At 58.0% G+C, this 22,740-nt stretch carries 23 protein-coding genes; 14 read left to right on the top strand and 9 right to left on the bottom strand.

The features are described 5' to 3' along the window. Positions 1–34 precede the first annotated feature (34 nt). The 3 genes from ACR0I8_RS14455 to ACR0I8_RS14445 are packed head-to-tail and all read left to right on the top strand — an operon-like array spanning position 35 to position 2,825. Positions 35–1,237, top strand: a complete 1,203-nt coding sequence (locus ACR0I8_RS14455; protein ID WP_170378777.1) for a phytanoyl-CoA dioxygenase family protein — start codon at positions 35–37, stop codon at positions 1,235–1,237. 26 nt (positions 1,238–1,263) lie between these two features. Next, positions 1,264–2,070: a 5-deoxy-glucuronate isomerase gene (gene iolB, locus ACR0I8_RS14450; protein ID WP_170691382.1), complete on the top strand. Its 807-nt coding sequence runs from the start codon at positions 1,264–1,266 to the stop codon at positions 2,068–2,070. After that, a complete protein-coding gene (locus tag ACR0I8_RS14445) occupies positions 2,067–2,825 on the top strand; it encodes an SDR family oxidoreductase (RefSeq protein WP_170691380.1) in 759 nt (252 codons plus the stop codon). The genes iolB and ACR0I8_RS14445 overlap by 4 nt, the downstream gene beginning before the upstream one ends. A 259-nt stretch (positions 2,826–3,084) precedes the next feature. Here ACR0I8_RS14445 and ACR0I8_RS14440 read toward each other — a convergent pair whose 3' ends face one another. The 4 genes from ACR0I8_RS14440 to iolC all read right to left on the bottom strand — a co-directional run bounded on the left by ACR0I8_RS14440 (position 3,085) and on the right by iolC (position 6,437). Continuing rightward, positions 3,085–3,549 carry a GNAT family N-acetyltransferase gene (locus ACR0I8_RS14440; protein WP_170378771.1) on the bottom strand — a complete coding sequence of 155 codons (465 nt, stop codon included), beginning with the start codon at positions 3,547–3,549 and terminating at the stop codon, positions 3,085–3,087. Between the two features lie 225 nt (positions 3,550–3,774). Further along, on the bottom strand, positions 3,775–4,614 hold the full coding sequence (locus ACR0I8_RS14435; protein ID WP_170691379.1) for a class II fructose-bisphosphate aldolase: 840 nt from the start codon (positions 4,612–4,614) through the stop codon (positions 3,775–3,777). Continuing rightward, the gene (locus ACR0I8_RS14430; RefSeq protein ID WP_170691377.1) at positions 4,611–5,447 is read right to left on the bottom strand and encodes a 5-deoxy-glucuronate isomerase; all 837 of its coding nucleotides are present in this window, start codon (positions 5,445–5,447) and stop codon (positions 4,611–4,613) included. The genes ACR0I8_RS14435 and ACR0I8_RS14430 overlap by 4 nt, the downstream gene beginning before the upstream one ends. Before the next feature lie 9 nt (positions 5,448–5,456). Further along, positions 5,457–6,437: a 5-dehydro-2-deoxygluconokinase gene (gene iolC / locus ACR0I8_RS14425; RefSeq protein ID WP_170691375.1), complete on the bottom strand. Its 981-nt coding sequence runs from the start codon at positions 6,435–6,437 to the stop codon at positions 5,457–5,459. A 113-nt stretch (positions 6,438–6,550) separates the two neighbouring features. On the opposite strand from iolC, the gene ACR0I8_RS14420 reads away from it, so the two are divergent. Both ACR0I8_RS14420 and ACR0I8_RS14415 read left to right on the top strand, forming a co-directional pair. Further along, on the top strand, positions 6,551–7,654 hold the full coding sequence (locus tag ACR0I8_RS14420; protein WP_170691373.1) for a Gfo/Idh/MocA family protein: 1,104 nt from the start codon (positions 6,551–6,553) through the stop codon (positions 7,652–7,654). A 38-nt stretch (positions 7,655–7,692) separates the two neighbouring features. Beyond that, positions 7,693–8,826: a Gfo/Idh/MocA family protein gene (locus ACR0I8_RS14415; protein ID WP_170691371.1), complete on the top strand. Its 1,134-nt coding sequence runs from the start codon at positions 7,693–7,695 to the stop codon at positions 8,824–8,826. On the opposite strand, the gene ACR0I8_RS14410 is transcribed toward ACR0I8_RS14415, so the two are convergent. Further along, a complete protein-coding gene (locus ACR0I8_RS14410; RefSeq protein ID WP_170691370.1) occupies positions 8,827–9,825 on the bottom strand; it encodes a LacI family DNA-binding transcriptional regulator in 999 nt (332 codons plus the stop codon). Positions 9,826–10,179: 354 nt separating this feature from the next. Between ACR0I8_RS14410 and ACR0I8_RS14405 the strand changes: the two genes are divergently transcribed. After that, positions 10,180–10,389: a hypothetical protein gene (locus ACR0I8_RS14405; RefSeq protein ID WP_170691368.1), complete on the top strand. Its 210-nt coding sequence runs from the start codon at positions 10,180–10,182 to the stop codon at positions 10,387–10,389. Positions 10,390–10,538: 149 nt separating this feature from the next. Here the strand turns inward: ACR0I8_RS14405 and ACR0I8_RS14400 are convergent, their stop codons facing one another. After that, positions 10,539–11,636, bottom strand: a complete 1,098-nt coding sequence (locus tag ACR0I8_RS14400) for a Gfo/Idh/MocA family protein (RefSeq protein ID WP_170691366.1) — start codon at positions 11,634–11,636, stop codon at positions 10,539–10,541. Between the two features lie 12 nt (positions 11,637–11,648). Then, positions 11,649–12,359: a GntR family transcriptional regulator gene (locus ACR0I8_RS14395; protein WP_170691365.1), complete on the bottom strand. Its 711-nt coding sequence runs from the start codon at positions 12,357–12,359 to the stop codon at positions 11,649–11,651. A gap of 105 nt (positions 12,360–12,464) precedes the next feature. Between ACR0I8_RS14395 and ACR0I8_RS14390 the strand changes: the two genes are divergently transcribed. Genes ACR0I8_RS14390 through ACR0I8_RS14365 form a run of 6 tightly spaced genes read left to right on the top strand, consistent with a single transcriptional unit; the run spans position 12,465 to position 18,041 of the window. Continuing rightward, on the top strand, positions 12,465–13,619 hold the full coding sequence (locus ACR0I8_RS14390) for an LLM class flavin-dependent oxidoreductase (RefSeq protein WP_170691363.1): 1,155 nt from the start codon (positions 12,465–12,467) through the stop codon (positions 13,617–13,619). Then, a complete protein-coding gene (locus ACR0I8_RS14385; protein ID WP_170691362.1) occupies positions 13,619–14,509 on the top strand; it encodes an aldo/keto reductase in 891 nt (296 codons plus the stop codon). Before ACR0I8_RS14390 ends, ACR0I8_RS14385 begins: the two co-directional genes overlap by 1 nt. Next, positions 14,509–15,024, top strand: coding sequence for a flavin reductase family protein (locus ACR0I8_RS14380; RefSeq protein ID WP_170691360.1), 516 nt, complete (start codon positions 14,509–14,511; stop codon positions 15,022–15,024). The genes ACR0I8_RS14385 and ACR0I8_RS14380 overlap by 1 nt, the downstream gene beginning before the upstream one ends. A 53-nt stretch (positions 15,025–15,077) precedes the next feature. Continuing rightward, the gene (locus tag ACR0I8_RS14375) at positions 15,078–15,665 is read left to right on the top strand and encodes a TRAP transporter small permease subunit (RefSeq protein WP_170691358.1); all 588 of its coding nucleotides are present in this window, start codon (positions 15,078–15,080) and stop codon (positions 15,663–15,665) included. After that, on the top strand, positions 15,666–16,955 hold the full coding sequence (locus ACR0I8_RS14370) for a TRAP transporter large permease (protein ID WP_170691357.1): 1,290 nt from the start codon (positions 15,666–15,668) through the stop codon (positions 16,953–16,955). A 24-nt stretch (positions 16,956–16,979) separates the two neighbouring features. Then, complete coding sequence (locus ACR0I8_RS14365) at positions 16,980–18,041, top strand: TRAP transporter substrate-binding protein (protein ID WP_170691355.1); 1,062 nt, start codon at positions 16,980–16,982, stop codon at positions 18,039–18,041. A 30-nt stretch (positions 18,042–18,071) separates the two neighbouring features. Here ACR0I8_RS14365 and ACR0I8_RS14360 read toward each other — a convergent pair whose 3' ends face one another. Beyond that, the gene (locus ACR0I8_RS14360) at positions 18,072–18,542 is read right to left on the bottom strand and encodes a tetratricopeptide repeat protein (RefSeq protein ID WP_170691353.1); all 471 of its coding nucleotides are present in this window, start codon (positions 18,540–18,542) and stop codon (positions 18,072–18,074) included. Positions 18,543–18,545: 3 nt separating this feature from the next. On the opposite strand from ACR0I8_RS14360, the gene ACR0I8_RS14355 reads away from it, so the two are divergent. Continuing rightward, on the top strand, positions 18,546–19,829 hold the full coding sequence (locus ACR0I8_RS14355) for a cytochrome-c peroxidase (RefSeq protein WP_480703307.1): 1,284 nt from the start codon (positions 18,546–18,548) through the stop codon (positions 19,827–19,829). 344 nt (positions 19,830–20,173) lie between these two features. Here the strand turns inward: ACR0I8_RS14355 and ACR0I8_RS14350 are convergent, their stop codons facing one another. After that, positions 20,174–21,178 carry an AraC family transcriptional regulator gene (locus tag ACR0I8_RS14350; protein ID WP_170691352.1) on the bottom strand — a complete coding sequence of 335 codons (1,005 nt, stop codon included), beginning with the start codon at positions 21,176–21,178 and terminating at the stop codon, positions 20,174–20,176. 141 nt (positions 21,179–21,319) lie between these two features. On the opposite strand from ACR0I8_RS14350, the gene ACR0I8_RS14345 reads away from it, so the two are divergent. Then, positions 21,320–22,717, top strand: coding sequence for an amidohydrolase family protein (locus ACR0I8_RS14345; protein WP_170691350.1), 1,398 nt, complete (start codon positions 21,320–21,322; stop codon positions 22,715–22,717). Positions 22,718–22,740: the final 23 nt, after the last annotated feature.

The following is a 22,740-nucleotide window of genomic DNA, read 5'->3' as shown; positions in this document are numbered from 1 at the left end:
GGGCAACACCGAAGCCATGAGAAAGGAGAAAGTCATGGTAAATCAAGAACTCGGATATGTCGGCTATTTTGACCGGGAATCCTGTGATCTGGATGAATTCAAGGTGTTGACCTCACAGGCCCTTTCGGCGGACGCGGTGCCGTTTGCTGCGTCTGTGGAAAACAATGTGCCCGTCTATGACATGCAGGCTTTGCGTCCGCTACTAGAGCAAGCAGACAATCGGCAGGCCTTGCTGGCCGAATGGGCTTGGGTACTTGCCAAATCCGCAGGCGTCATCGCCCTGAAACGGGCGTATCCGGATACAAGTGTGATTGACCGGGCCACAGATGTATTCCGCCAGATCATCAACGACGAACGTCAGGGCGGTGGGGGTGAGGGCGACCACTTTGCGGCCTCTGGGGCCAATGACCGGATCTGGAACGCGTTGCAGAAACAGTGCCTGCGCGATCCCGAAGGCTTCGCGCTCTATTTCGGAAACACCTCGATTGCCGCCGCGTGTGAGGCTTGGCTTGGCCCGAACTATCAGGTCACGGCGCAGATCAACCAGGTGCGCCCCGGCGGGCAGGCACAGCAAGCGCATCGTGACTATCATCTTGGGTTTCAAACGGCAGACAGCGCAGCACGCTATCCCGCGCACGCGCATTTTCTAACGGCAGCTCTGACATTGCAGGGCGCTGTCGCGCATTGCGATATGCCGGTAGAGTCCGGCCCAACCAAGCTGCTTCCGTTCTCGCAGCTTTATGCGCCCGGATATCTTGCCTTCCACGACACGGATCACCGCGCGCATTTCGAAGAGAACTACGTACAGCTGCCTTTGCAAAAAGGGGATGCCGTGTTCTTCAACCCTGCGCTGTTCCATGCGGCCGGGGAAAACCGCAGTGCAGACATTCATCGCATGGCAAACCTGCTTCAGGTGTCCACGGCCTTTGGTCGGGCGATGGAGGCCGTGGATCGCCGCGCGATGTCCGAGGCGGTGTTTCCGTCGCTCATCGCCTTGAAACAACGGGGCGATCTGACCGCTACACAGCTAGAGGCCGCGATCGCTGCAACTGCCGAGGGCTATCCCTTTCCAACCAATCTCGACACGGACCCTCCGGTCGGGGGGAATGCGCCGGACAGTCAGGCAGACATCCTGCGCCGCGCTGTGGCCGAGGGGTGGTCCGAGGCGCAGCTATCGAATGCGCTTTCGGCGCTGACCACACGGCAATCCGCCTGCAATAAGAACCGGGCGGTCTGAAAGGCCGCCCATTACCGGAGACCAACATGGCAGATTTGCTCAAGAAACCATTCGGCACCCGTGGCAAGGTCCACGACATCACTCCGGCCAGCGCCGGGTGGCGTTATGTCGGGTTCGGCCTCTACCACCTGCGCGCGGGCGACAAGGCGACCGAGGTCACTGGAGATCGTGAGGTCATTCTGGTCATGGTCGAAGGCAAGGCGCAGATCTCCGGCGCCGGGCAGGATTGGGGCGTTCTGGGCGACCGGATGAATGTGTTCGAGAAATTACCGCCTCATTGCCTCTACCTGCCCAACGGCACCGAATGGGAGGCCGTGGCCGAAACCGATTGCGTCATCGCCGTCTGCTCGGCCCCCGGCAAAGGCGGACATCAGGCCCGGCGGATTGGGCCGGATGGCATCACTCTGACCGAACGCGGCAAGGGCGTGAACACGCGCCATATCAACAATATCGCGATGGAGAATGAAGACTACGCCGATAGCCTGCTGGTGACCGAGGTGTTCACCCCGAACGGTCATTGGTCTTCATACCCTAGCCACCGCCATGATGAGGATGACTTCCCGCGCATTACCTATCTTGAGGAAACCTATTACCACCGCCTCAACCCGGCCAACGGGTTCGGGATTCAGCGCGTCTATACCGATGATGGCCAGCTGGATGAAACGATGGCGGTCTCGGACGGCGACGTTGTGACCGTTCCGCGCGGACACCACCCTTGCGGAGCACCCTATGGGTTTGAGATGTACTATCTGAACGTCATGGCAGGACCTTTGCGGAAATGGCGCTTTGTCGCGGCCCCCGAGGTCGAATGGATCATGGAGCGTGACGGATGACCCCGGACTTTGCCACCTATCCCAGCCTGAACGGCAAGACCGTTTTCATCACCGGCGGGGCTGGCGGGATCGGAGCGGAAACGGTTCGGGCCTTTGCTGCGCAGGGGGCCAAGGTCGGGTTTCTGGACCTCAACGCGGATGCAGGGCACGAACTGTTGGCGAAACTCGAAGGCGAGCATGCCTTTGCCCAATGCGATCTGCGCGATATCGATGCGCTGCGCGATGCGCTGGAGCAACTGACCGAGGAATTGGGCGCGGCGCATGTTCTGGTCAACAACGCGGCGCAAGATGACCGACATGACTGGCGTGAGGTCACCCCGGACTATTGGGATGAACGCATGGCGACCAATATCCGCCATATGTTCTTTGCCATTCAGGCGGTTGCCCCTGCAATGATCGAACGGGGCGGAGGCTCCATCGTCAATCTGGGGTCGAATTCCTGGTGGGAGGCCGGCGCAGGTTTCCCCGCTTATGCCACCGCCAAATCCGCTGTGCATGGCCTGACCCGAACCATGGCGCGCGAGCTGGGAGATCACCGGATCCGCGTGAACACTGTTGTCCCCGGTTGGATCATGACCCAGCGCCAGAAAGACCTGTGGGTCACGCCCGAGGCACTGGCAAAACAGGTCGACCGCCAATGCCTGCCCGACCCGATCGACCCGGTCTACGTGGCGCGGATGGTGGTGTTTCTGGCCTCGGACGACGCCGCCATGTGCAGCGCCGGGAATTTCATGGTCGAGGGTGGCTCGATCTAGGCTTAGTTTGATCGTCCGGCATGGGCCAAGCAATTGTTTTCCAGTCGCTGGAAATATCAATGAAGCACCGGCTTGACCTTTTTTGGCCGATAGTTCGGCACCTGAGCGCAGCTTCGCAGAAGGCTGCCATTCAAAACGAATCCATCGGATGACGAGAGGCGGATAAAACTGCCAATCAAGAACTCCGTGTGAACGACCGCTTCTTGTTTCCAGCGCAGCTACGGCCATTGCGGCAACCATCAGGGCAAGCACGCTCTAGTCAGTCACTGGCCACGTGTTTTCGCATCGAGACTGTGTTGCCACTTCGACTAACCTCAGCCCACCCCAAGTGCTGGTAAAGTCGAACATTCTCGGGCATGTCGACGTGGGTATTCAGACGCATTTCACTGAATCTTAGCCGTTTTGCTTCGCGCTCTGAAAGTTCGATCAGTTTACGTCCCAGACCCTTACCGACATGGTCGGGATGAACCGCAAGGTTCGCAAGTTTTATGAAACCATCACCGGCGACAAGAACGAGACCAGCTATGATCTCGTTTCTTTGCACGACGACCCAAACCTGATTGTCGGCAATGTCTTGCGCGCATCCATCGGAAACAGCAGGCAGATCGGAGATGCGCTCGGCGTATTTTTCATAGGCCGCGTCGATACAGGTCGCCAATGCATTGGCGTCCGCCGCCTGCGCGGGGCGTATGATCGGATTTTGAGTCGCCAAAATTGTTGCCATCGGTCGGGTTTGCTCGAAGTGCTTACGTTCATAGCGCAGAACCAAGAACCATTGAAGCAGACATTGGTGCGCAGCGCAGCATCGATCTCTCTGGGCTCTTTTTTCCTCTTTCGCCGCTCGCTGACCGAAGGACCGCTTTTCCCCCAGATACACAAACGTTGCCTGAGAAAGACAATCTATCTAGTCGCAGGGTTAAACTACATAGCCATTTACATCCCGATCTCGCTATCTCTGAGGCGGCGCGCCAAAGGCGCGGATCACGGTGCGGGCGGCGGCCTCGACCGGGTCTTGGGTCTCTTTAAGTATGGTCACGCGGTCGAACCGTTCGGGGTCGCTGTTCACAGCGTCGCGTAGGGCGTTACCAAAGGCCATGCGCAGTTCGGTCCCGATGTTGAATTTGCAGATCGAGGTGCCTTGGGCCAAGCGCGTGCGCTGCTCGACTGGCACGCCCGAGCCTCCGTGGATCACCAGCGGAACCTCGGTCAGCGCGTCGATCCGGGCGATGCGGTCTTCGTCAAGACCGCCTTCCTTGTTCTGCTGCAGGTGGACATTCCCGACCGAGATCGCCATCGCATCCACGCCTGTTTCACGAGCAAATTGCGCGGCCTCCTCGGGGTCAGTTCCGTTCGAGCTTTCGCCGCCGGAATAGCCCACGAACCCGATCTCTCCTTCACAGGAAATCCCGGCCGCGTGGGCCATTTCAGCAATGGCGGCGGTCTCGTCGATATTCTGCTGCAGTGGCTTGCGCGACCCGTCGAACATCAGCGACGTAAATCCGCTGTCCAACGCGATCTTGCAGTCCTCATACGTGTAACCATGGTCCAAATGCGCCACCACGGGGACCGAGGTCCCCTCGGCCAGATGGCGGAACATTTTGCCAAGGATCGGCAGCGGCGTATGCTCGCGACAGCTAGGACCGGCTTGCAGGATGACCGGCGCGTTTTCGGCCTCAGCCGCGGCTACATAGGCGCGCATATCCTCCCAGCCGAGGGTAACCAGACCACCGACGGCATAGCCCTGTTCATAAGCCGGTTGCAGGACGTCTTTCAGGGTGACGAGGGTCATTTGAACTTCGCGATCATGTCTTTGATGCCCGGAATCGTCTCGACCTGATAGGCATGGGTGGGTTGGAAATACTGCACCAGCGAGCGCTGCGTCAGCCCGCCGAGGATGGTAAAGTAATACATCTCATATCCCGGCAACACGCAGCAGGGATGATAACCCTTGTCGATACAAACGGTTGAGCCGTCGACGATGTGATAGGCATCGCCCGGTTCATTGTCTTCGCGCTGCAACATCTGCAGGCCCGAGCCCCAATTGGGTTTGAAGCGGAAGTTATAGGTCTCGTCGTGGCGCGTCTCATCCGGCAGGCTGTTGGTGTCGTGTTTGTGGCTCGGGAAGCCCGACCAGCCACCCTGACCAACCGTGAACAGCTCACTCACCAAAAGGCGGCCGACCTTATCCTGTTGTTTTTGACCTAGGATATGTTTGATCTTGCGATGCGTTTTGGTGTCGTCGCTGCCGTACTGCACAAGGTCGTGTTCGCGCACATCGAACGGGTCCAGAACCTTGTCATACTTGGCCCCAGCGATGAAAACCTCGGCCGCGTCCGACACGCAGACCAGCTGCGTTTTGGCGCCAACCGGGACATAGACGCCCTCTGGCTCACCATCCCACACGTCCTCGCCCCGGTTACCCAGTTTGGCGAATTGCACGCCTTCGACGTCTACATCCACGGAGCCGGTGGCGGGGGCGATGCAGGTTTCATAGCCCGGCACCTGGTATTCGAACGCCTCGCCTCGCTTGAGTTTGACGATGTTGAAATAGTTCAGCGGAACCAGCGGGTCGTCGACATCGACAATAGCTTTGTTCTGGTTGTCATGGGGCGCGATATGCATGGGGGCCTCCTATTTGGTCGGGCCGGGGTGGTCGGCCAGAAACGCATCCAGCTCGGGTGTTGTGGGCATGGCGGGGGCGCATCCGGGTTTCGAAACCACGATGGAGGCGCAAGCCGATCCGCGCATGACGGCTTCTTCTAGCGAATAGCCTGCGGCGACTGAGGCCAGCAAACCTGCCATAAAGCTATCCCCTGCTCCGTTAGGTTTGACTGCGGTAACTGGGTAGATGCCCGTGTGAATCTCATGGCCGTCCATCATCGTAACGGCACCTTTTTCACCCATCTTGTATATGACGATGCGGCTCGGCTTTTCGGCAAGTTCTTTGGCCTTTGCGAACCCTTTTTCGATACCGCCGGCCATGAAGCCGAATTCCTCGTCATTGCCGACAATCAGGTCGCTGGCCTCTCCGGCCCGGGACAAGACGTCGGCCGCCACTTCGGGCGATGGCCAGCTATAAGGGCGATAATCGATATCGAAAATTATTGGCAACCCTGCGGCGCGGGCGTTGTCAAAAGCCCGAAACGTGGCGCTGCGTGATGGTTCCGCTGCAAAGACAGTTCCGGCGGATATCACGGCTGAGAATACCGCATAGTCAATCCGGTCCATGTCCTCTTCGGTGACTTGGAAATCGACCGCCCCATTGCGGTAGATGACGTTCTGAAAATTCTCGATCCGGCTTTCATAGATCGCCAGGGATATGCGGAACTCACCGCCGACAACGCGGATGTAAGAGGTGTCGACACCGTAGTGACGCAGGCGGTTCAGACAGAATCGACCAACTGCATCGTCCGATACCGAGGTAACCAATGATGCCTGACTGCCGAGCTTGACCAGACCCGCGCAAATATTGGCCGAGGACCCGCCCAGATCGGCATGGAACGTGTCGGCATCCTCGCTTTTGACGCCGATTGGATCGGCAAACATATCCATTCCGGCACGGCCGAAAACCGCAAACCGATTTCCTTTGATGCCCTCGATCAAAGCGCTCACGTGATGTTCCTCCGGCGTAATGTCGTTGGCAAAGTTTGGACCTTGCGTTGAATCGATTCACACGATACTGATTTTGCAACCGGTTGCAAATAGTATGTTCGGAGCCGCGACAGATGCCTGAAATCGGAATTGGAATTGTTGGTGGCGGCTATATGGGCAAGGCGCATTCTGTTGCCATGTCCGCCGTGGGCGCCGTGTTCAACACTGCTCTGCGTCCGCAGCTCGAGGTGATTTGCGCCTCGTCCCCTGAAAGTGCCGAACGATACCGTGCGGCCTATGGATTCCAGCGCGCGACCGACGATTGGCGCGCTTTGGTTGAGGATCCGAAGGTCGACGCGATCGTGATCGCCTCGCCTCAGGAAACGCATCGCCAGATCGCCGAGGCAGCCTTGGCCTTGGGCAAGCCGGTCCTCTGTGAGAAACCTCTGGGCGCGTCGCTGGAGGACAGCCAGGCGATGACGCGCGCGGCCGAGGATGCCGGCGTCGTCAACATGGTGGGTTTCAACTATATCCGCACCCCTGCCAGCCAGTATGCACGCAAACTTATTGCAGACGGTGACATCGGCGACATCACCTGGTTTCGCGGTGAACATACCGAGGATTTCTATGCTGACCCCGACGCCCCCGCCACGTGGCGCACGACCGGCATGGCCAACGGCACGATCGGAGATCTGGCCCCGCATATGGTGAACGGCGCGTTGGCACTGATCGGCCCAATTTCACAGGTTATGGCCGATGTCGAAACCGTTCATCGCACGCGCCCGGGCGGGGAGGTTACGAATGACGACCATGCCCAGATGATGTGCCGCTTTGAAAACGGTGTGATGGGCAACCTCTATTTCAGCCGCGTCGCAACAGGCCGCAAGATGGGCTATGCCTATGAGATTTCGGGCACCAAGGGCGCAATCCGGTTCGATCAGGAGGATCAGAACGCCCTCTGGCTCTATCGCCGCGAAGGGCCGGAAGGGCAGCGCGGGTTCACAAAAATCCTGACCGGCCCCGCCCATCCGGATTATGAACCCTTCTGTCAGGGTCCCGGCCACGGAACCGGCTATCAGGACCAGATAATCATCGAGGCCAAGGATTTCCTGCAGGCCATTCACACCGGCAAACCGATCTGGCCGACCTTCCGCGACGGGCATGAGGTCAACCGGGTTCTGGCGGCTGCGCTGGCTTCGTCGGACCAGCGCCAGTGGAAAGATATCAGCGATTTCTGATCGCTCTTGTTCGGTAAAATTGAAGAGAGACAAAGACCATGGCAAAGCTGAAATGGGGCATGATTGGTGGCGGTGAAGGCAGCCAGATCGGACCTGCCCATCGGTTGGGCGCGCAGGCGGACGGGATGTTCGAGTTCGCGGCCGGCGCTCTGGATCACCGGCCCGAGGTCGGCCGCGAATATGCCCAGCGGTTGGGCATTAGCGCCGACCGGGCCTATGGCAGCTGGCAGGACATGCTGGCGGGCGAAAAAGACCGCTTCGACCGGATTGATCTGGTCACGATTGCCACGCCGAACTCAACCCACTTTGAAATCGCCAAAGCGTTTCTAGAGGCCGGCTTCAACGTCCTGTGCGAAAAGCCCATGACCATGACGGTCGAAGAAGGCGAAGAGATTGTGCGCGTGGCCGAGGCCTCGGGCAAGATCTGTGCGGTGAACTACTGCTACTCGGCCTATCCGATGATCCGGCAGGCCCGCGCGATGGTGCGGGCAGGGGATATCGGCAAGGTGCGTTTGGTCGTGACCAATTTCAGCCATGGCCATCACGGGGATGCGACGGATGCCGATAACCCTCGGGTCCGCTGGCGCTATGATCCGGCGATGGCGGGTGTCTCGGGCCAATTCGCCGACTGCGGCATTCATGCGCTGCATATGGCCAGTTTTGTCTGCGATGATCAGGTGAAATCGCTGTCCGCCGATATGGCCTCGACCATTTCCAGCCGCGAGCTGGAGGATGACGCGATGATCAATTTCCGCACCGAAGGCGGCACGGTTGGTCGCCTGTGGACATCGTCCGTGGCGATCGGGCGGCAACACGGGTTCGACATTCAAGTGTTTGGCGAAACCGGCGGTTTGCGCTGGGCGTCCGAGCAGCCCAACCAATTGATCTACACCCCAGTCGGAGGGCGCACCCAGATCATCGAAAAGGGCGAAGGTGGTCTGCATGACGAAGTGCAACGACTGTCGCGCGTGGCCATCGCCCACCCCGAGGGCTTCCCGCTGGCCGTGGCCAATATCTATTGCGATCTGGCCGATGCAATCCGAGGTGAGGCCCGCGACGGTCTGCCCGGCGCTTCAGACGGTGTGCGCTCGATCGCCGCCGTTCATGCCGCCGTCGCGTCAGGCAAAGAGGACGGCGCGTGGAAAGACGCGCGTCCGCCAATGTTCCGGTAATCACTGTCGGGGGCGCAGCGTGCCTCTCTCGATTACCCGGCAAGGGAAAATACGAGCCTCAGGGTATCTCTGAGGCTCTTTCAACATCTCCTCGACCAGATCAACCGAGGCGTTGATGATCTGCTTGATCGGCTGGTGAATGGTGGTCAGGTCAACACTCTCCCAACGGGACATTTCCATATCGTTCAGGCCGATGATGCCGATGTCGCGCCCCGGCGTCAGCCCATGATCCTTGAGGGCCGACAGCGCGCCAATCGACAGGATGTCATCGCCGCAGAAATACCCCTCGGCCGGGGTTTCCCCCAACAGCCGCAGCATCTCGGCCCTGCCAGCATCGAATGAGTAGTTCTGCGCGAAGGAATAGGATACCTCGAGGTTCGCATATTGCGCGGTTTCCTCGATGAACCCGCGATACCGGTCCATGGCCGAGGTCGCATCCTTCGGCCCCCCAAGATACCCGACGCGTGTGTACTCACGCGCCACCAGTTCTCGCGCAGCCATACGCCCGCATTCCACGTTGTCGATCCCGACCACATGCACCTCGGGCGAGGTGGCCGAGCGGCCAAATGTATGCACCACCGGAACCCCGGCATCGTGGAAAGCCTTGGCAAAGCTCGGCGGCAAGGTCGATGAGGCGACAATGACCGCATCGACCGAGTATTGCCGCAACATCCGGACGGAATTGGCAGGCTCGGTCTCATCAGTCAGGTTCACGATCAAAGGACGCAGCCCTCGTTCTTGCAGAGCGCGGGTGAACTGGTCGAACACCTCCAAAAAGATCGGGTTGTGGAAGTTGTTCGAGATCAGCCCGATCAGCTTGGTCCGCCCGGTTGTCAGCGACGAGGCCAGCGCATTGGGGCTATAGCCCAGCTCTTTCGCGGCTTTTTCCACCTTACTGCGGGTTTTGGCTGAAACCGAAGCCCCTTCGGTAAAAGTGCGCGAAACGGCTGATCGCGACACACCCGCCAGCGCGGCAACATCTTTGAGGGTGACGCTCATGGCAGGTGCCTTGCAGGCAATTGGGCGGGGAGGGCGCTAGGCAATATCATGGTGTCAGTATTATGCACCAAGTCCGCGTTGCTGCAACCGGTTGCAACAATGCCACATCAACATCGTGCGAGGAGGAGCGTTTTTTAAAAGAAGCATCCTGGGTGATGAGAGACACGAAACCCAACGAACCTATGCGATCGAATTTACTGTGTAGGGTGCTGTAGTTGTGGAGCCGACTACACAATAGTTCTAATGACCAAAGATCAGGCTATGCGTCCAGCCCGCCCGCATTCTGGATAAGAGCTGCACATTTAATCTCGATGCCGAGGCTCGGTACATGGGTGTTATCGGCAGGGCCATCGGATGATCGAGCAGGTCCGTCGTCGGTATCGCAAGTTGCACGACATCGTCATCATGTTAGGCACTGTTTTTATTGGAGCTTGGACGCCAACCCAGAAGAAAGGTGTTTCGGTTTGTCCGGGGCAAGCGGATCTGAGCTGCATCCGCAAGAGCAACTCACTCGACCATGAAAGGCGGCCGTTCGCAGCAGGGAAGGCAAGACAAAAAGTCTAGCGGAGCATCCAAGTAGGACTGCGCAAACGTAGGCTTGCACAGTCGCTAGAATTGGCCCTTTGCCAAATCGATTGGCGATGTCTGACACAACCTCGAGCGATATGGGGCCTTTTAGGGGCGGCAACACGCGCCCGTGTTTTTGAACCCGTTCAATCGACCATGTACACCGTTTCGCCCGTGTCTATCGCCCGTTGCGCCGCTTGCCCCATTCTGACCGCCCAGAGGCCGTCGTTCAAACTTACGTCCGGCTTAGCTTTTTCGCCACGAAGCACGGCCAAGAAACCTTTGTGCTGATAGTAGGTCGACCCATTATGATCCCCAGCCGCCAATAAGTTCGGGTCCACTGGAACGTCCATTGATACGGGGCCTTTGGGATTGCGTGGACTCACGATTAAGCGCGGAGGCGGGGGGGCGCCCAAGTGATCCTGCCAAAAGCGCACCGGTCCTGGAACCAGAGCCTCGATTTTAGCTTTTGGTCCGACGGCTGATATTTCTTCCTGATAACGAGAGCCTTCCGCAAACATGCACAGTTCCAACATCGCGCGCGCACCCGAAGCAAAATCGACGAGAACGTAGCCGTGATCCAGAATATCTGGGGTTTGACCATCGTAGCTCTCGTCCAAATGGTTCACGGCCTGCCCACCACTTGCGGTTATGCGTACCGGGTCGGATTGCAATATCAAACGCATGAGGTCGAAGAAGTGACAGCATTTTTCGACAAAAGTGCCGCCAGTGTTGCGGTTGAAGCGGTTCCAATGGCCGACCTTGTCCAGGAACGGAAAACGATGCTCGCGGATCGACAACATTTTTATGCCACCTGTCACCTGAGCCTTCTCGATCAGAGCTGCAACAGGGGGCATGTACCGGTATTCCATCGCAACCCAAATCGGGCAGGGATAGTCGCGCTGCAACTGCTCGAGACGAGCCACGTCTTGCGGGTCGGTGAACAATGGCTTTTCCACCAAAAACGGAAGCGGACGTGTTTCAGCGATTTCGCAAATCTGGTCCACATGAAGATGGTTTGGGCTAACAATGACTACGCAGTCCAGTTCTTCAACCGCCAGAAGCTCTTGAATGGAACCCACCATGGCCGCATTTGGCGCAATTGCCTTGGCGGTATTTGCCATCTCTGAATCGGGCTCAAAGATCGCTGCTACATTGGTGCTTTCCAGCAATCCGATGTTGTGCAGGTGCTCTTGCCCCATCATGCCGCATCCAATCAGCCCGTAATTGATGGTCCGGGTCATGTGCGATTCCTTTTACTTCAAACGTTGTACGTAGTTGGCCCGATCTGGGTCGAACCAAGTTTTTGAGAATTCAACGGGTTCGGCGTTTTCCGACCAGCTGAACCGCTCGATGTAGCCTACTGATTGGCCCGCTGGTTTGGTGAAGTCAGGAGGTGTCCAGTCCGGTAGTGGTTGGACCGAGACTCTGTCTTCGGCCCTTGCGATCCAAAAGCCCAATTGGCGCTGATAGTAGCGATAGAGTGAGTCGGACAGCAGGCTCTGGTCGATCAGGCCCGCTGATTCGTCTAGCCAAATTTCCTCGACTGCAATGATTGTGTCATTCAGGTAGCGCATGCGCCGGACGCGCGAACCGGCATCAGAAGCCCCGAATTTCGGCAGATTGGTCGGCTTCTTCAGATGGTCAACTGACAGGATATCCGCACGCGGCAGGCCACCCCCTTTGGGCAGTTCCAGCCTGAACATTGCATAGACGCTATTTTGTGTGCCGGTCTCGCGGATGTAGTTGCCTGAGCCCTGGATACGCTCCAACATCCCCTTTTTTCCTAGCTCAGAGAGCGATTTTCGGAGCGTTCCAACCGAGACATTCAACTCCGCCGCCATCTCACGCTCGGGCGGTAAACGCTCACCATCAATAAGGCGCCCAGCCGCGATGTCGCGGATCAGAAGTTCCGCGATCTGAATATATACCGGCAGGGCATTTGGGTTTCGGTTGGAGGCAGGCACAGAGGACGCTTCACTCGGTCGCAGGAAAAATTGATACACTATTGATCTACATCAAAGCGATTGCTACGCAAGAGGAAAGTCAAAGATGTACGGAGCGTGAATCAAATGAGCATCGTCCCCATCACATCCCCCGATCTGGATGCGGCCGAAGTTTCGTGGTTTGCCGCTTTGTGTTCCGATGATTACCAGTTCCTTGGCGTACCCGATGGCGACCTGCGGTCGAGTTGGGAGCATTGTTCCGGCATTGTGAAAGAGGCCGAAGCGCAGGGCTTCCGCAACATCCTATGCCCGTCCTCCTATCAGGTCGGTCAGGACACGCTGAGCTTTGTCGCGGGCTGCGCCCCAATCACGGACCGGATCAACCTGTTGGCCGCTGTACGCTGTGGCGAGATGCAGCCGATCATGCTGGCCCGCACCATTGCAACGCTGGATCACATGCTGAAGGGGCGGTTGACGGTCAACATCATCTCCTCCGACTTTCCCGGTGAGAAAGCCGACAGCGCGTTCCGCTATCAGCGCTCGCGCGAAGTGGTAGAGATCCTGAAGCAAGCCTGGACACAGGACGAGATCAATCATGCAGGCGAGGTCTATAACTTCTCAGGCCTGACCACTGACCCGGCCAAGCCATACCAGATTGGCGGGCCGCTGCTCTATTTCGGTGGTTATTCCCCCTCTGCGCTGGACTTGTGCGGCGAGCATTGCGACGTCTACCTGATGTGGCCCGAAACCAAGGAGCAACTGGCCGAGCGGATGAAAGCCGTTCATGCGGTCGCCGAGAACTACAACCGAACGCTGGATTACGGTTTGCGTGTCCACATGATCGTTCGCGATACCGAGGCCGAGGCGCAGGAATATGCGGATTACATCGTCTCGAAACTGGATGACGAATATGGCCGTGCGATCCGGGAACGGGCGCTGGACTCGACTTCGCTGGGTGTTGCGCATCAGGCCAAGAACCGTGATCTGGCCGATGAATATGGTTATGTCGAACCCGGTCTCTGGACCGGCGTTGGCCGTGCGCGTTCGGGCTGTGGCGCAGCGTTGGTCGGGTCGACCGATCAGGTTATGAGCAAGATTGAAGAATACCAAAAGATGGGCATCCGCGCCTTCATCTTTTCGGGCTATCCGCACATGGATGAAGCCAAACACTTCGGCGCCCGCGTGCTGCCCAACCTGAAAACCTGTTCGCTGCCCGAAGCTTATGGGCGCGTGCCTGCAACTACCCCGGCGACCCCGCTGGGCAACGGAGTTCGTCGCTGATGCAACGTGTGCAACTATCTGACTCGCTGGAAATGAGCCGCCTTGTCTATGGCATGTGGCGCTTGGGCGACGATGCAGACACATCGGCGGCGCATGTCGAAGCCAAGATTCAGGCCTGTCTGGATCAGGGTATCACCACCTTTGATCAGGCCGATATCTATGGTGACTACGGGGCCGAGGCGGTTCTGGGCAATGCCCTGCGCGCCAATCCCGGTCTGCGCCTGCGAATGGAGATCGTTACCAAATGCGACATCGTCGCGCCCTGTGGCCGTTATGCAGACGCCAAGGTGAAATACTATGACACCTCGCGCGCGCATATCATGAAATCGGTGGAGACGTCCCTGTCCGAAATGGCGATTGACCATATCGACCTGCTGCTGATTCACCGCCCTGATCCCATGATGGACCACCATGAGACCGGAGCGGCTCTGGACGAGGCCGTCGCGAGCGGCAAGGTCGGCGCGGTCGGCGTGTCGAACTTCCGGCCTTGGGATTGGTCCCTGCTACAATCGGCGATGAAAACCCAACTGGTCACCAACCAGATCGAGGTGTCTCTGGGTGAGATCAGCCCCTTCACCAATGGTGACCTGGCATTTCACCAGCAGCATGGTCATCCAGTGATGGCGTGGTCGCCGCTGGGGGGTGGGTTGTTGATGGCTGGAAACCCGCCTGTGGGCGTTGTCGCGGATGAAATCGCAGCCGAGTTCGACGTGGATCGCGCCGCCGTCGCCGTGGCCTTCCTGCTAGCCCATCCGGCCAACATCCTGCCGGTTCTGGGCACCAATAATCTGGATCGGATCAAACGCGCTTCGGACGCGTTGAAAGTCAAACTGGATCGCGAAAGCTGGTACCGCCTTTACGAGGCGGCGCTGGGGCATGAGGTACCATGATGAATGCAATCTCAAAGGACATGACCCACACCTTCGTGCCGCACAAGGACGATACCCGGACTCTGCGCGACGCCTTCGGGCGCTTTGCGACCGGTGTCACCATCGTCACCTGCGCCAGCGCCGATGGCCCGGTCTGCATTACAGCCAACAGCTTTTCGTCGCTTTCATTGGACCCGCCCTTGATCATGTGGGCGGGCGACCGCAACTCGCGCCGCTTCCCGTATTTCCACAAAGCTCGCCACTTCAGCGTGCATGTACTGTCCTCGGAACAGGCCGAGCTGTGCTTTGGCTGCTCGAAAGACGCCTTTGCGCTGCGCGACATCGAGCATGAGCGCTGTGAGAACGGAACGCCGATCCTGCCGGACTGCTTGGCGCGGTTCGAATGTGAACAACACGCGTATCACGATGCGGGCGATCACGTTATTGTGGTGGGAAAGGTTCTTAAGGCCAGCATGGCGGATGGAGACGCGCTGACCTTTTACGCCGGGAAACTCGGCCAATTCGCGCAGCACTAAGCGCGATTTGACGACCGCGGGACATACCCGCGGCTGAACAAGGGAGGATCCGCATGAGCGGACTGGCGTCGGTGCTTGCGCCGATTGCATTCGTGAACGAAACCGTGCTGCGTCTGGGCCGCGCGGTTGGTGTCGTTGCGATTGCACTCATGGTGATCGCAATCCTAATCCAAGTTTTCTTCCGGTATGTGCTGGGCAATGCTCTGCCCTGGCCGGATGAGGCCGCGCGGTTTTGCATGCTCTGGATGACCGGGCTTATGGCCCCCACCGCGTTCCGGCGAGGCGGCTTTGTGGCCATCGATATGCTGGAGCGCTTTCTGCCGCGCGTAATCGGCCAATCGCTGAACCTGTTCCTGCTGCTGATCTCGCTCGCCGTCTTGCTGGTCGCGGTCAATATCGGCTGGTCCGAGGTCACTGGCTTTGGAGGCAAATTCGCCACCGCCGCGCTATACCTTCCTACCTCACTCGGGTTCGACGAATGGTACCGCATCCCGCGCAGTTGGATGATGGCCTCGTTGCTGGTGGGGATCATCCTTCTGATTTCGGTGAACATTGAGCTGATCCTGCGATCCTTTATCACTCTGCTCGGCGGGGGCCACCTGTTGCCTGAAATTCCTGATGCGGCAGTGGGGGCCGAATAAATGCTGATCTGGTTCCTGCCCACCTTCCTGATTTTCCTGCTGATCGGCTTGCCGGTCTTTTTCGCCCTTTTGGCCGCGCCCGGTATCCTGCTGTGGCTCAACGGTCAAACCAACGACATCACGTTGCTCTATCGGAACGTCTATAACGGGATGGACAGCTTCCCGCTGATGGCGATCCCCTTCTTCATGCTCGCCGGAGAGCTGATGAACCGCGGCGGCATCACCATCCGCTTGGTCGAGTTCAGCCAGGCCCTGATGGGCCACCTGCGCGGCGGTCTTGCGCATGTGAACGTGCTGAGTTCAATCCTCTTCGCAGGCCTCTCGGGGTCCGCTGTTGCGGACACTTCGGCGCTTGGGTCGATGCTGATCCCGGCGATGGATAAACAAGGCTACACCCGCAAATTCGCTGCCGCGATCACAGCGGCGAGTTCTGTGATCGGACCGATTATCCCACCTTCGGGCATCATGATCATTTACGCCTACGTCATGGGTGAAAGCGTCGCCGCGCTGTTCCTAGCGGGCATCGTGCCGGGCGTGATGGTGGGTGTGGGCCTTATGCTGATGATCAAACTCATGGCCGACCGCTATGACTTCCCCGTCGCCAGCCGCAAATACACATGGCCCGAGCGACGTCAGGCCAGCCTGAAAGCCTTTTTCCCGCTGATGACCCCGGTGATCATTCTGGGCGGTATTCTGGGCGGCATCTTCACACCCACCGAGGCCGCCGCCGTCGCCGTGGGCTACGCCTTCATCATCGGCTTCTTTGTCTTGCGCACGCTGACGTGGAAAGAAGTGCCCGAGGTGCTCAGCAACGCAGGCATGACTTCCGCCGTCGTCCTTCTGCTGGTCGGCGCGGCGATGGCGTTCAAGACGGTGGTCAGTCTTAGCCATGCGCCGGAACAGCTGGCCTCGCTGATCCTCAGCCTGTCGGAAAACCCGCTGATCCTGTTGTTCCTGATCAACCTTCTGCTGTTCATCGTCGGCATGTTTCTGGACGCAGGCCCAGCAATCATCATCCTTGGCCCGATCCTTGGACCCATCTTCACCAGCCTCGGCGTCGACCCGATCCACTTTGCGATCATCATGAGCGTCAACCTGACCGTCGGCCTCGCCACACCGCCAATGGGCTTGGTGCTGTTCGTGGCCGCCGCCGTGTCGCGCGAGCGGGTCGAAACCATCGCCAAGGCGATCCTGCCGTTCCTGGCCGTTGAAATCATAGTGATCTTCCTGATCACCTATATCCCCGCACTATCCATGACGATCCCGAGGATAACGGGATTTGCAAACTAACTGAGTTCCATAGGGAGGAAACGCATGCTCAGAGATTTCATCAAAACCGCAGCGGTGGCCACATCGCTCGTGGCCGCGTCCGCTATGGCCGCCACAGCCGCCGACTACACGCTGCGCGCCACTGCCAACTCGAACGAAAATGACGAAGACTATGATGGTCTGATTGTCTTCAAGAACTATGTCGAGGCCGCCTCGAACGGCGCGATCGAGGTCGAGCTGTTCATCGGAACGCAGCTGTGTTCGAACGGCGCGGAATGCCTGCAAGGCGTGGCCGATGGCACGATCGACATCTATATCTCCACCTCGGGCGGGGCCTCGGGCATCTTTCCTTACGTGCAGGTTCTGGACCTGCCTTACCTGATGGCCGATGACCGCATTGCCGAGCATGTTTTGTCCGGCGACTTCACCCGCACCATGCGCAACATGGCGCTGGAGGACTCGGGCGGCGCGATCCGCTTGATGACCATTGGCAACACCGGCGGCTGGCGCAACTTCGCGAATACACAGCGCCGCATTGCCGAGCCTGCCGATATGGAAGGTCTGAAAATCCGCACTGTGGTCGCCGACCTGCCGCAGGAACTGGTCAAAGCGCTGGGCGCGTCGCCGACGCCGATCCCATGGCCGGAACTGTTCACCAGCTTCCAGACCGGTGTGGTTGAGGGCTCCAAGAACGGGATCACTGACATCATGGGCATGAAATTCCCCGACGCGGGTCTGCAATATGTCACGCTGGACGGCCATGCCTATATGGGCGCGCTGTGGTGGATGAATAACGCCAAGTTCCAGGAGATGCCTGAGGATATGCGCCGCGTCGTTGTCGACGGTTTCTATGCGCTGCAACAGGCCACCTTTGCCTCGCCCAAGCGCAAGTCGATTCAGGCCTATGAGGATTTTGTCGCTGGTGGCGGAGACCTCTATGTCCTGACGCCAGATCAGAAGGCAGCGTTCAAAGAGGCCGCAACTCCGGTGTATGACTGGTTCCAGTCCAACGTTGCCCGTGGGGACGAAATCTTTGGCGCGCTGACCGATGCGGTTGCTGCCGCTGAGGCCGATGTAAACGCCTCACGCGATGCGGACTTGAACTAAGTACATAGGCCGGGCTTTGCGGCTCGGCCCTCACCGAAACGGGTACATCCACCCTTTGTAGTCGTTGACCAGCACATGCGCCTTTTCGATCTGCTCTGGCGACATTTTCTTGACCACTTCTTCAAGGCTGATCGCCGCATCGGGGTCGCCGCCAATGGCGCTGAGCGTGTACCACATATAGGCGCGCACCAGATCGGGCTCGGGCATGCCCAGACCCAATTCATAGTACCAGCCAACGCCCGACTGAGCCCCCGGATGCCCCTTCATCGAGGCGCGCAAATACCATTCAAAGGCCCGCTCGTAGTCCTGCTCAACCCCAAGGCCCAGCCCGTACATCACGCCGATCAACTCCTCAGCCTCGGCGTTGCCCGAGCGAGCGGCTGGAAGAAGCTCCTCGCGCGCGGCTTCAAACTGTCCGGCTTCCATCATGTCGCGCGCTTGCTCCAGTTCCGCCAGAGCCGGAGACGCAAATACGCAAAGGGCGAAAACAAGCTGACGCATGGGGTGGTTGCTCTCTTCTGGGTTGGGGCCGCTGCGGCACAGGATTTGCCGCGCCCGCTAACCGATGATGACTTTATCCCATTTGATATGGAACAGGCCGCCGTTGGTCATCAACTGTTTTACGACCCGATCCTGTCGGGCAACCAGAACATCAGCTGCGCCCATTGCCACCACCCGGATTTCGGCACCTCTGACGGGTTGTCACTGGGCATAGGAGAAGGCGGGCAGGGGTTGGGACCGGACCGCACACCCGGCACCGGGGCAGACAGAATACGCAAACGCATCCCACGCAATTCTCCGGGCCTGTGGAACCTTGGGGCCAAGGAAATTCACACCGTCTTTCACGACGGCAGGCTGAGTATTTCAGACGACTATGGCAACGGCTTCAACTCCCCAGCGCAGGAGTGGCTGCCCGAGGGCCTGAATTCCCTTCTGGCGGCACAGGCTCTGTTTCCCCTGACCTCACAATTCGAGATGGCAGGCAATGTGGCCGAGAATGAGGTCACAGGCGCGGTGCATGATCGGATAGACAAAGGCTGGCCTATTCTGGCGAAACGCGTCCGCACCGATCCACGGTATGGTCCGGCCATCGTCGCCGCCTTTGACGAGGTCGAGACGACCGAAGACATCACGATCACGCAAGTCGCCAACGCTCTGGCCGCTTTCATGGCGATCGAGTGGCGGAGCACCGACAGCCCGTTTGACCACTACCTCGAGGATGACACGAATGCCCTTTCGCTGGCCCAATTGGATGGGATGGAGCTTTTCTACGGCAAAGCCCGTTGCTCCAGCTGCCACGCCGGACCTCTCATGTCAGATCAGAAGTTCCATGCTTTAGGTTTGCCGCCCTTTGGACCGGGCCGCACCCGGCAGTGGGATCCTTTCGTCCGGGATGTAGGCCGCATGGGCGAAAGCAACCGCCTGGAGGATGCCTATAGGTTCCGCACCCCTATGTTGCGCAACGTTGCCCTGACCGCGCCCTACGGTCACAATGGAGCCTTCCCCGATCTTGAAAGCATCATTCGCCATCACTTGAACCCACAGGCAAGCCTGGACAACTGGAGGCCTGAAATGGCTGCTTTGCCCGAGGTGCCATGGTTGCAAAAAACCGATTTCATAGTGTGGGAGGACGACTATGAAATGGAGCGTCAACGCAATAAAAGCGACGTTGTTCCGATCCAACTCACGGAGGTGGAAATTCAAAACCTGATTGCTTTTCTGCATTCGTTGACAGGTATCAGCGTAGATTCATTGAAGTTCGGAGTGCCGAAAGGATTTATTCCCTAGCCATCCCTCACATCGGAAAGGCTCTGTCAGAAAAATCGTCTCCTGCAGTCCTTTTTTGTTGTCCCTTTTGAGGAGATCTTGGGCCGAAATTATCTGCAGGGAAAAAGACTCTGACGAGCGGCGCGAAACAAAACAATCCAAGCACTGAAAAGGGTATCAAACCAGCTTAGCCTCACAAGACCTGCATAGAATCTGACGCACCGTTCTTGTGGGAGACATAACTCCGGTACGCGGGGAATTATCCCACTGCGATCCTTTAATAGGGTTCCAAAAATCTGTCGCAAATTATTGACGACCTGCACTTCCTATGAAGGGAGCAAGCAGTCCAAGGCGTTACAACGCAACTACGCACCAAGACGGAACTTGGTTGGTGTCATTCCGGTTTGACCACGGAAAAAGCGAGTGAAATGGGACTTGTCTGAGTAGCCAAGGAGTAGACCGATCTCAGCAATTGTCATCTTGTCATCTCTGAGGTGCTCCTTGGCGACATCGACACGCAGCCGTTTGATTTCGCGGGGGAGTGTTGTGCCTTGTTGTTGAAGCGCTTTCAGAAACCGTTCCGGCTGTATTCCCAGTAGTCCGGCCACAACCTCTGGTCCCAGATCGGTTTCGTCCAGTTTGTCGCGTAAGACGGATCGCAAAGCGGCCACCACCGTTACTTCTTCGTTTTGTCGAGCTGAAGCTATGGGTTTGGCGGAACCCTCAGAGGCATGGAGCAAAAACAACCATTCCACAGGAAAACTGATTTGCATTCCGGGATCAGGTCCCAAGCCAACTTCGATCCCTTTGTAGTTGACCGGTAGACCCGTAATATACCGACTTTCCCATCGCACACGCGAAGAATCCCAGGATTCTCCGACGACAGTCTCCAGAAGCCGTACATAGATTGCGGCTCCAAAACCGGTCACTTGAATGGGTGGGACAGCGGGTTCCTGTTGCCTCTCGATACGATAGGTTGCTTTGTCTGCTTCGATTACAAGGCTGTGCCGCACGGAATTGGACTCCAGCGGGACAAGCCCAACAAAGCGGGTAAAGAACTCGAACAGCGAGTTTGTCGATTGTAGGGCCTGAGCGAACGGAGGCCATCCCCGCAGGTCAAAAGTCTCTCCTACATTCAGGCCAAGGTATCGGTCCCCTGACACGTCTGAGAAGGCATTTAGCAGGCCGTAAACCAGCTCTGAGTGGACATAGACAGAAGGGTCAGTCAACAGTTCGGACTTCAAGCCGACCTGATCCAAAGCGGGTTGCGGATCGATCTCGCGGTCGGTGAGGTACTGCAGAAACGGAGCCGCCAATGCGAGACGAATGAACCCTTCGCTATGCTCTTGAGAGGTGGAGTTGAACGGCAATTTCGTCACCCTTTCAGGATCAAATGCTGTGATCAGTGGCCATTTTTGCAGTCACATTCGAACATCCTAATGCGAAACTGGCAACCGAGGCAAAACTTTCCGGGCTACAGTTGGCAAAACACGAATATGAAGGGAGTACTTATGTCCGGTCTGCGAATGTCTCTTTGCTCGGCGGCAATTGTCGCTGCAGGTCTCTCTGTTTCAGCGCCAGCGCAAGCACAGGATCAGGAAGAACCCCAAACGCTGTTTACCAACGTACATGTCTTCGACGGTGTGAATGAACAGCGTATCGAAAATGCCAGCGTTCTGGTTGAGGGCAACCTGATCAAGGCTGTCTCAACCGATGCGATTGATGCCCCAAATGCCACAGTTATTGACGGAGAGGGGCGGACACTGACCCCCGGGTTTATCGAACTGCACGCGCACCTGATGCTGATGGGCCCGACCCTGCCTGCGATGGAGGCCAACACAACGTGGGAAGACTTTGCCATACACGGTGCGCGGATGGCCGAGATGTATTTGATGCAGGGCTTCACCACAGTCAGGGATGCAGGTGGCGCCAATGGCGGGCTGCGCCGCGCAATTGACGCAGGCCAAATTGAAGGACCGCGTTACTTTCCTTCCGGTGCATTTATCGGAACGCGCGGCGGTCATGCTGATTTCGCGAATTTCACTGCTCCACCGGGCTCAGAGACCAACATGAGCCGTCTGAACTTGGCGCAGGAGGTGAGCGGTGTCGACGACGTCTACAGGTTCGCGCGCAACAATTTCCGCATGGGTGCGACCCAGTTGAAGTTCATGCAGTCCGGCGGTGTCGTTTCGGCCTTTGACCCATGGCAACTACTGGCCGGATCGCCCGAGGAAATCAGGGCCGCCGTACAAGTGGCCAATGAGTATGGCAGCTATGTCATGGCGCATTCCTATCGCAAGGAAGCGATCCTAAGTGCGCTTGATGCAGGTGTGATGTCGATCGAACACGGCTTCTCGTTTGACTGTGAAATTGCCCAAGTCATGAACGAAAAAGGGGAGTATATCACCACCAACCTGACGGCATTCGATCCCGGCCTGCTTGATATTCCGGCGGTGGCCAGCGTGCCCGCAAGCCTTGCCAAAGCCAAATCTGCCTCGGCCACATTTGCAGGCTATATCGACAACATGAAAGAATGCCCGGTGAAGCGAGGGTTCCAGACCGACTGCGTTGGTTCGGTTGAGGCATGCAATATCCAGATTGCCTACGAAAAGCACCTGAACAATGAGTTTTTCGGGCCCTACACATCCATGGTCACGCTGACATCGACAGGTGGCGAGGTGGTCGCTTTGTCAGGTGACTTCATGAACCCCTATACCGCTGGAAAACTGGGTGTGATCGAAGAAGGCGCCTATGCGGATATCCTGCTGATCGACGGTAACCCGCTCGAGGATTTCTCGGTGGTTGGTACGGGTGATCAGTGGTTCGGCGCCGACCCGAGGCCTGAAAGCCCTGATACGATTCGACTGATCATGAAAGATGGCGTTATCTACAAAAACACACTGAATTGACCTGTCTAAGTAGCCGGAGAGAA

Source organism: Ruegeria sp. BG9, assembly GCF_056538305.1.
This window is presented reverse-complemented; position numbering and strand designations above follow the sequence as displayed.

What these genes read in the sequence shown, in the direction of transcription:
- ACR0I8_RS14455 (WP_170378777.1), top strand. Translation starts at nt 35, where the DNA reads ATGGTAAATCAAGAACTCGGATATGTCGGCTATTTTGACCGGGAATCC.
- iolB (WP_170691382.1), top strand. Translation starts at nt 1,264, where the DNA reads ATGGCAGATTTGCTCAAGAAACCATTCGGCACCCGTGGCAAGGTCCAC.
- ACR0I8_RS14445 (WP_170691380.1), top strand. Translation starts at nt 2,067, where the DNA reads ATGACCCCGGACTTTGCCACCTATCCCAGCCTGAACGGCAAGACCGTT.
- ACR0I8_RS14440 (WP_170378771.1), bottom strand. Translation starts at nt 3,549, where the DNA reads ATGGCAACAATTTTGGCGACTCAAAATCCGATCATACGCCCCGCGCAG.
- ACR0I8_RS14435 (WP_170691379.1), bottom strand. Translation starts at nt 4,614, where the DNA reads ATGACCCTCGTCACCCTGAAAGACGTCCTGCAACCGGCTTATGAACAG.
- ACR0I8_RS14430 (WP_170691377.1), bottom strand. Translation starts at nt 5,447, where the DNA reads ATGCATATCGCGCCCCATGACAACCAGAACAAAGCTATTGTCGATGTC.
- ACR0I8_RS14420 (WP_170691373.1), top strand. Translation starts at nt 6,551, where the DNA reads ATGCCTGAAATCGGAATTGGAATTGTTGGTGGCGGCTATATGGGCAAG.
- ACR0I8_RS14415 (WP_170691371.1), top strand. Translation starts at nt 7,693, where the DNA reads ATGGCAAAGCTGAAATGGGGCATGATTGGTGGCGGTGAAGGCAGCCAG.
- ACR0I8_RS14410 (WP_170691370.1), bottom strand. Translation starts at nt 9,825, where the DNA reads ATGAGCGTCACCCTCAAAGATGTTGCCGCGCTGGCGGGTGTGTCGCGA.
- ACR0I8_RS14405 (WP_170691368.1), top strand. Translation starts at nt 10,180, where the DNA reads ATGATCGAGCAGGTCCGTCGTCGGTATCGCAAGTTGCACGACATCGTC.
- ACR0I8_RS14400 (WP_170691366.1), bottom strand. Translation starts at nt 11,636, where the DNA reads ATGACCCGGACCATCAATTACGGGCTGATTGGATGCGGCATGATGGGG.
- ACR0I8_RS14390 (WP_170691363.1), top strand. Translation starts at nt 12,465, where the DNA reads ATGAGCATCGTCCCCATCACATCCCCCGATCTGGATGCGGCCGAAGTT.
- ACR0I8_RS14385 (WP_170691362.1), top strand. Translation starts at nt 13,619, where the DNA reads ATGCAACGTGTGCAACTATCTGACTCGCTGGAAATGAGCCGCCTTGTC.
- ACR0I8_RS14380 (WP_170691360.1), top strand. Translation starts at nt 14,509, where the DNA reads ATGAATGCAATCTCAAAGGACATGACCCACACCTTCGTGCCGCACAAG.
- ACR0I8_RS14375 (WP_170691358.1), top strand. Translation starts at nt 15,078, where the DNA reads ATGAGCGGACTGGCGTCGGTGCTTGCGCCGATTGCATTCGTGAACGAA.
- ACR0I8_RS14370 (WP_170691357.1), top strand. Translation starts at nt 15,666, where the DNA reads ATGCTGATCTGGTTCCTGCCCACCTTCCTGATTTTCCTGCTGATCGGC.
- ACR0I8_RS14365 (WP_170691355.1), top strand. Translation starts at nt 16,980, where the DNA reads ATGCTCAGAGATTTCATCAAAACCGCAGCGGTGGCCACATCGCTCGTG.
- ACR0I8_RS14360 (WP_170691353.1), bottom strand. Translation starts at nt 18,542, where the DNA reads ATGCGTCAGCTTGTTTTCGCCCTTTGCGTATTTGCGTCTCCGGCTCTG.
- ACR0I8_RS14345 (WP_170691350.1), top strand. Translation starts at nt 21,320, where the DNA reads ATGTCCGGTCTGCGAATGTCTCTTTGCTCGGCGGCAATTGTCGCTGCA.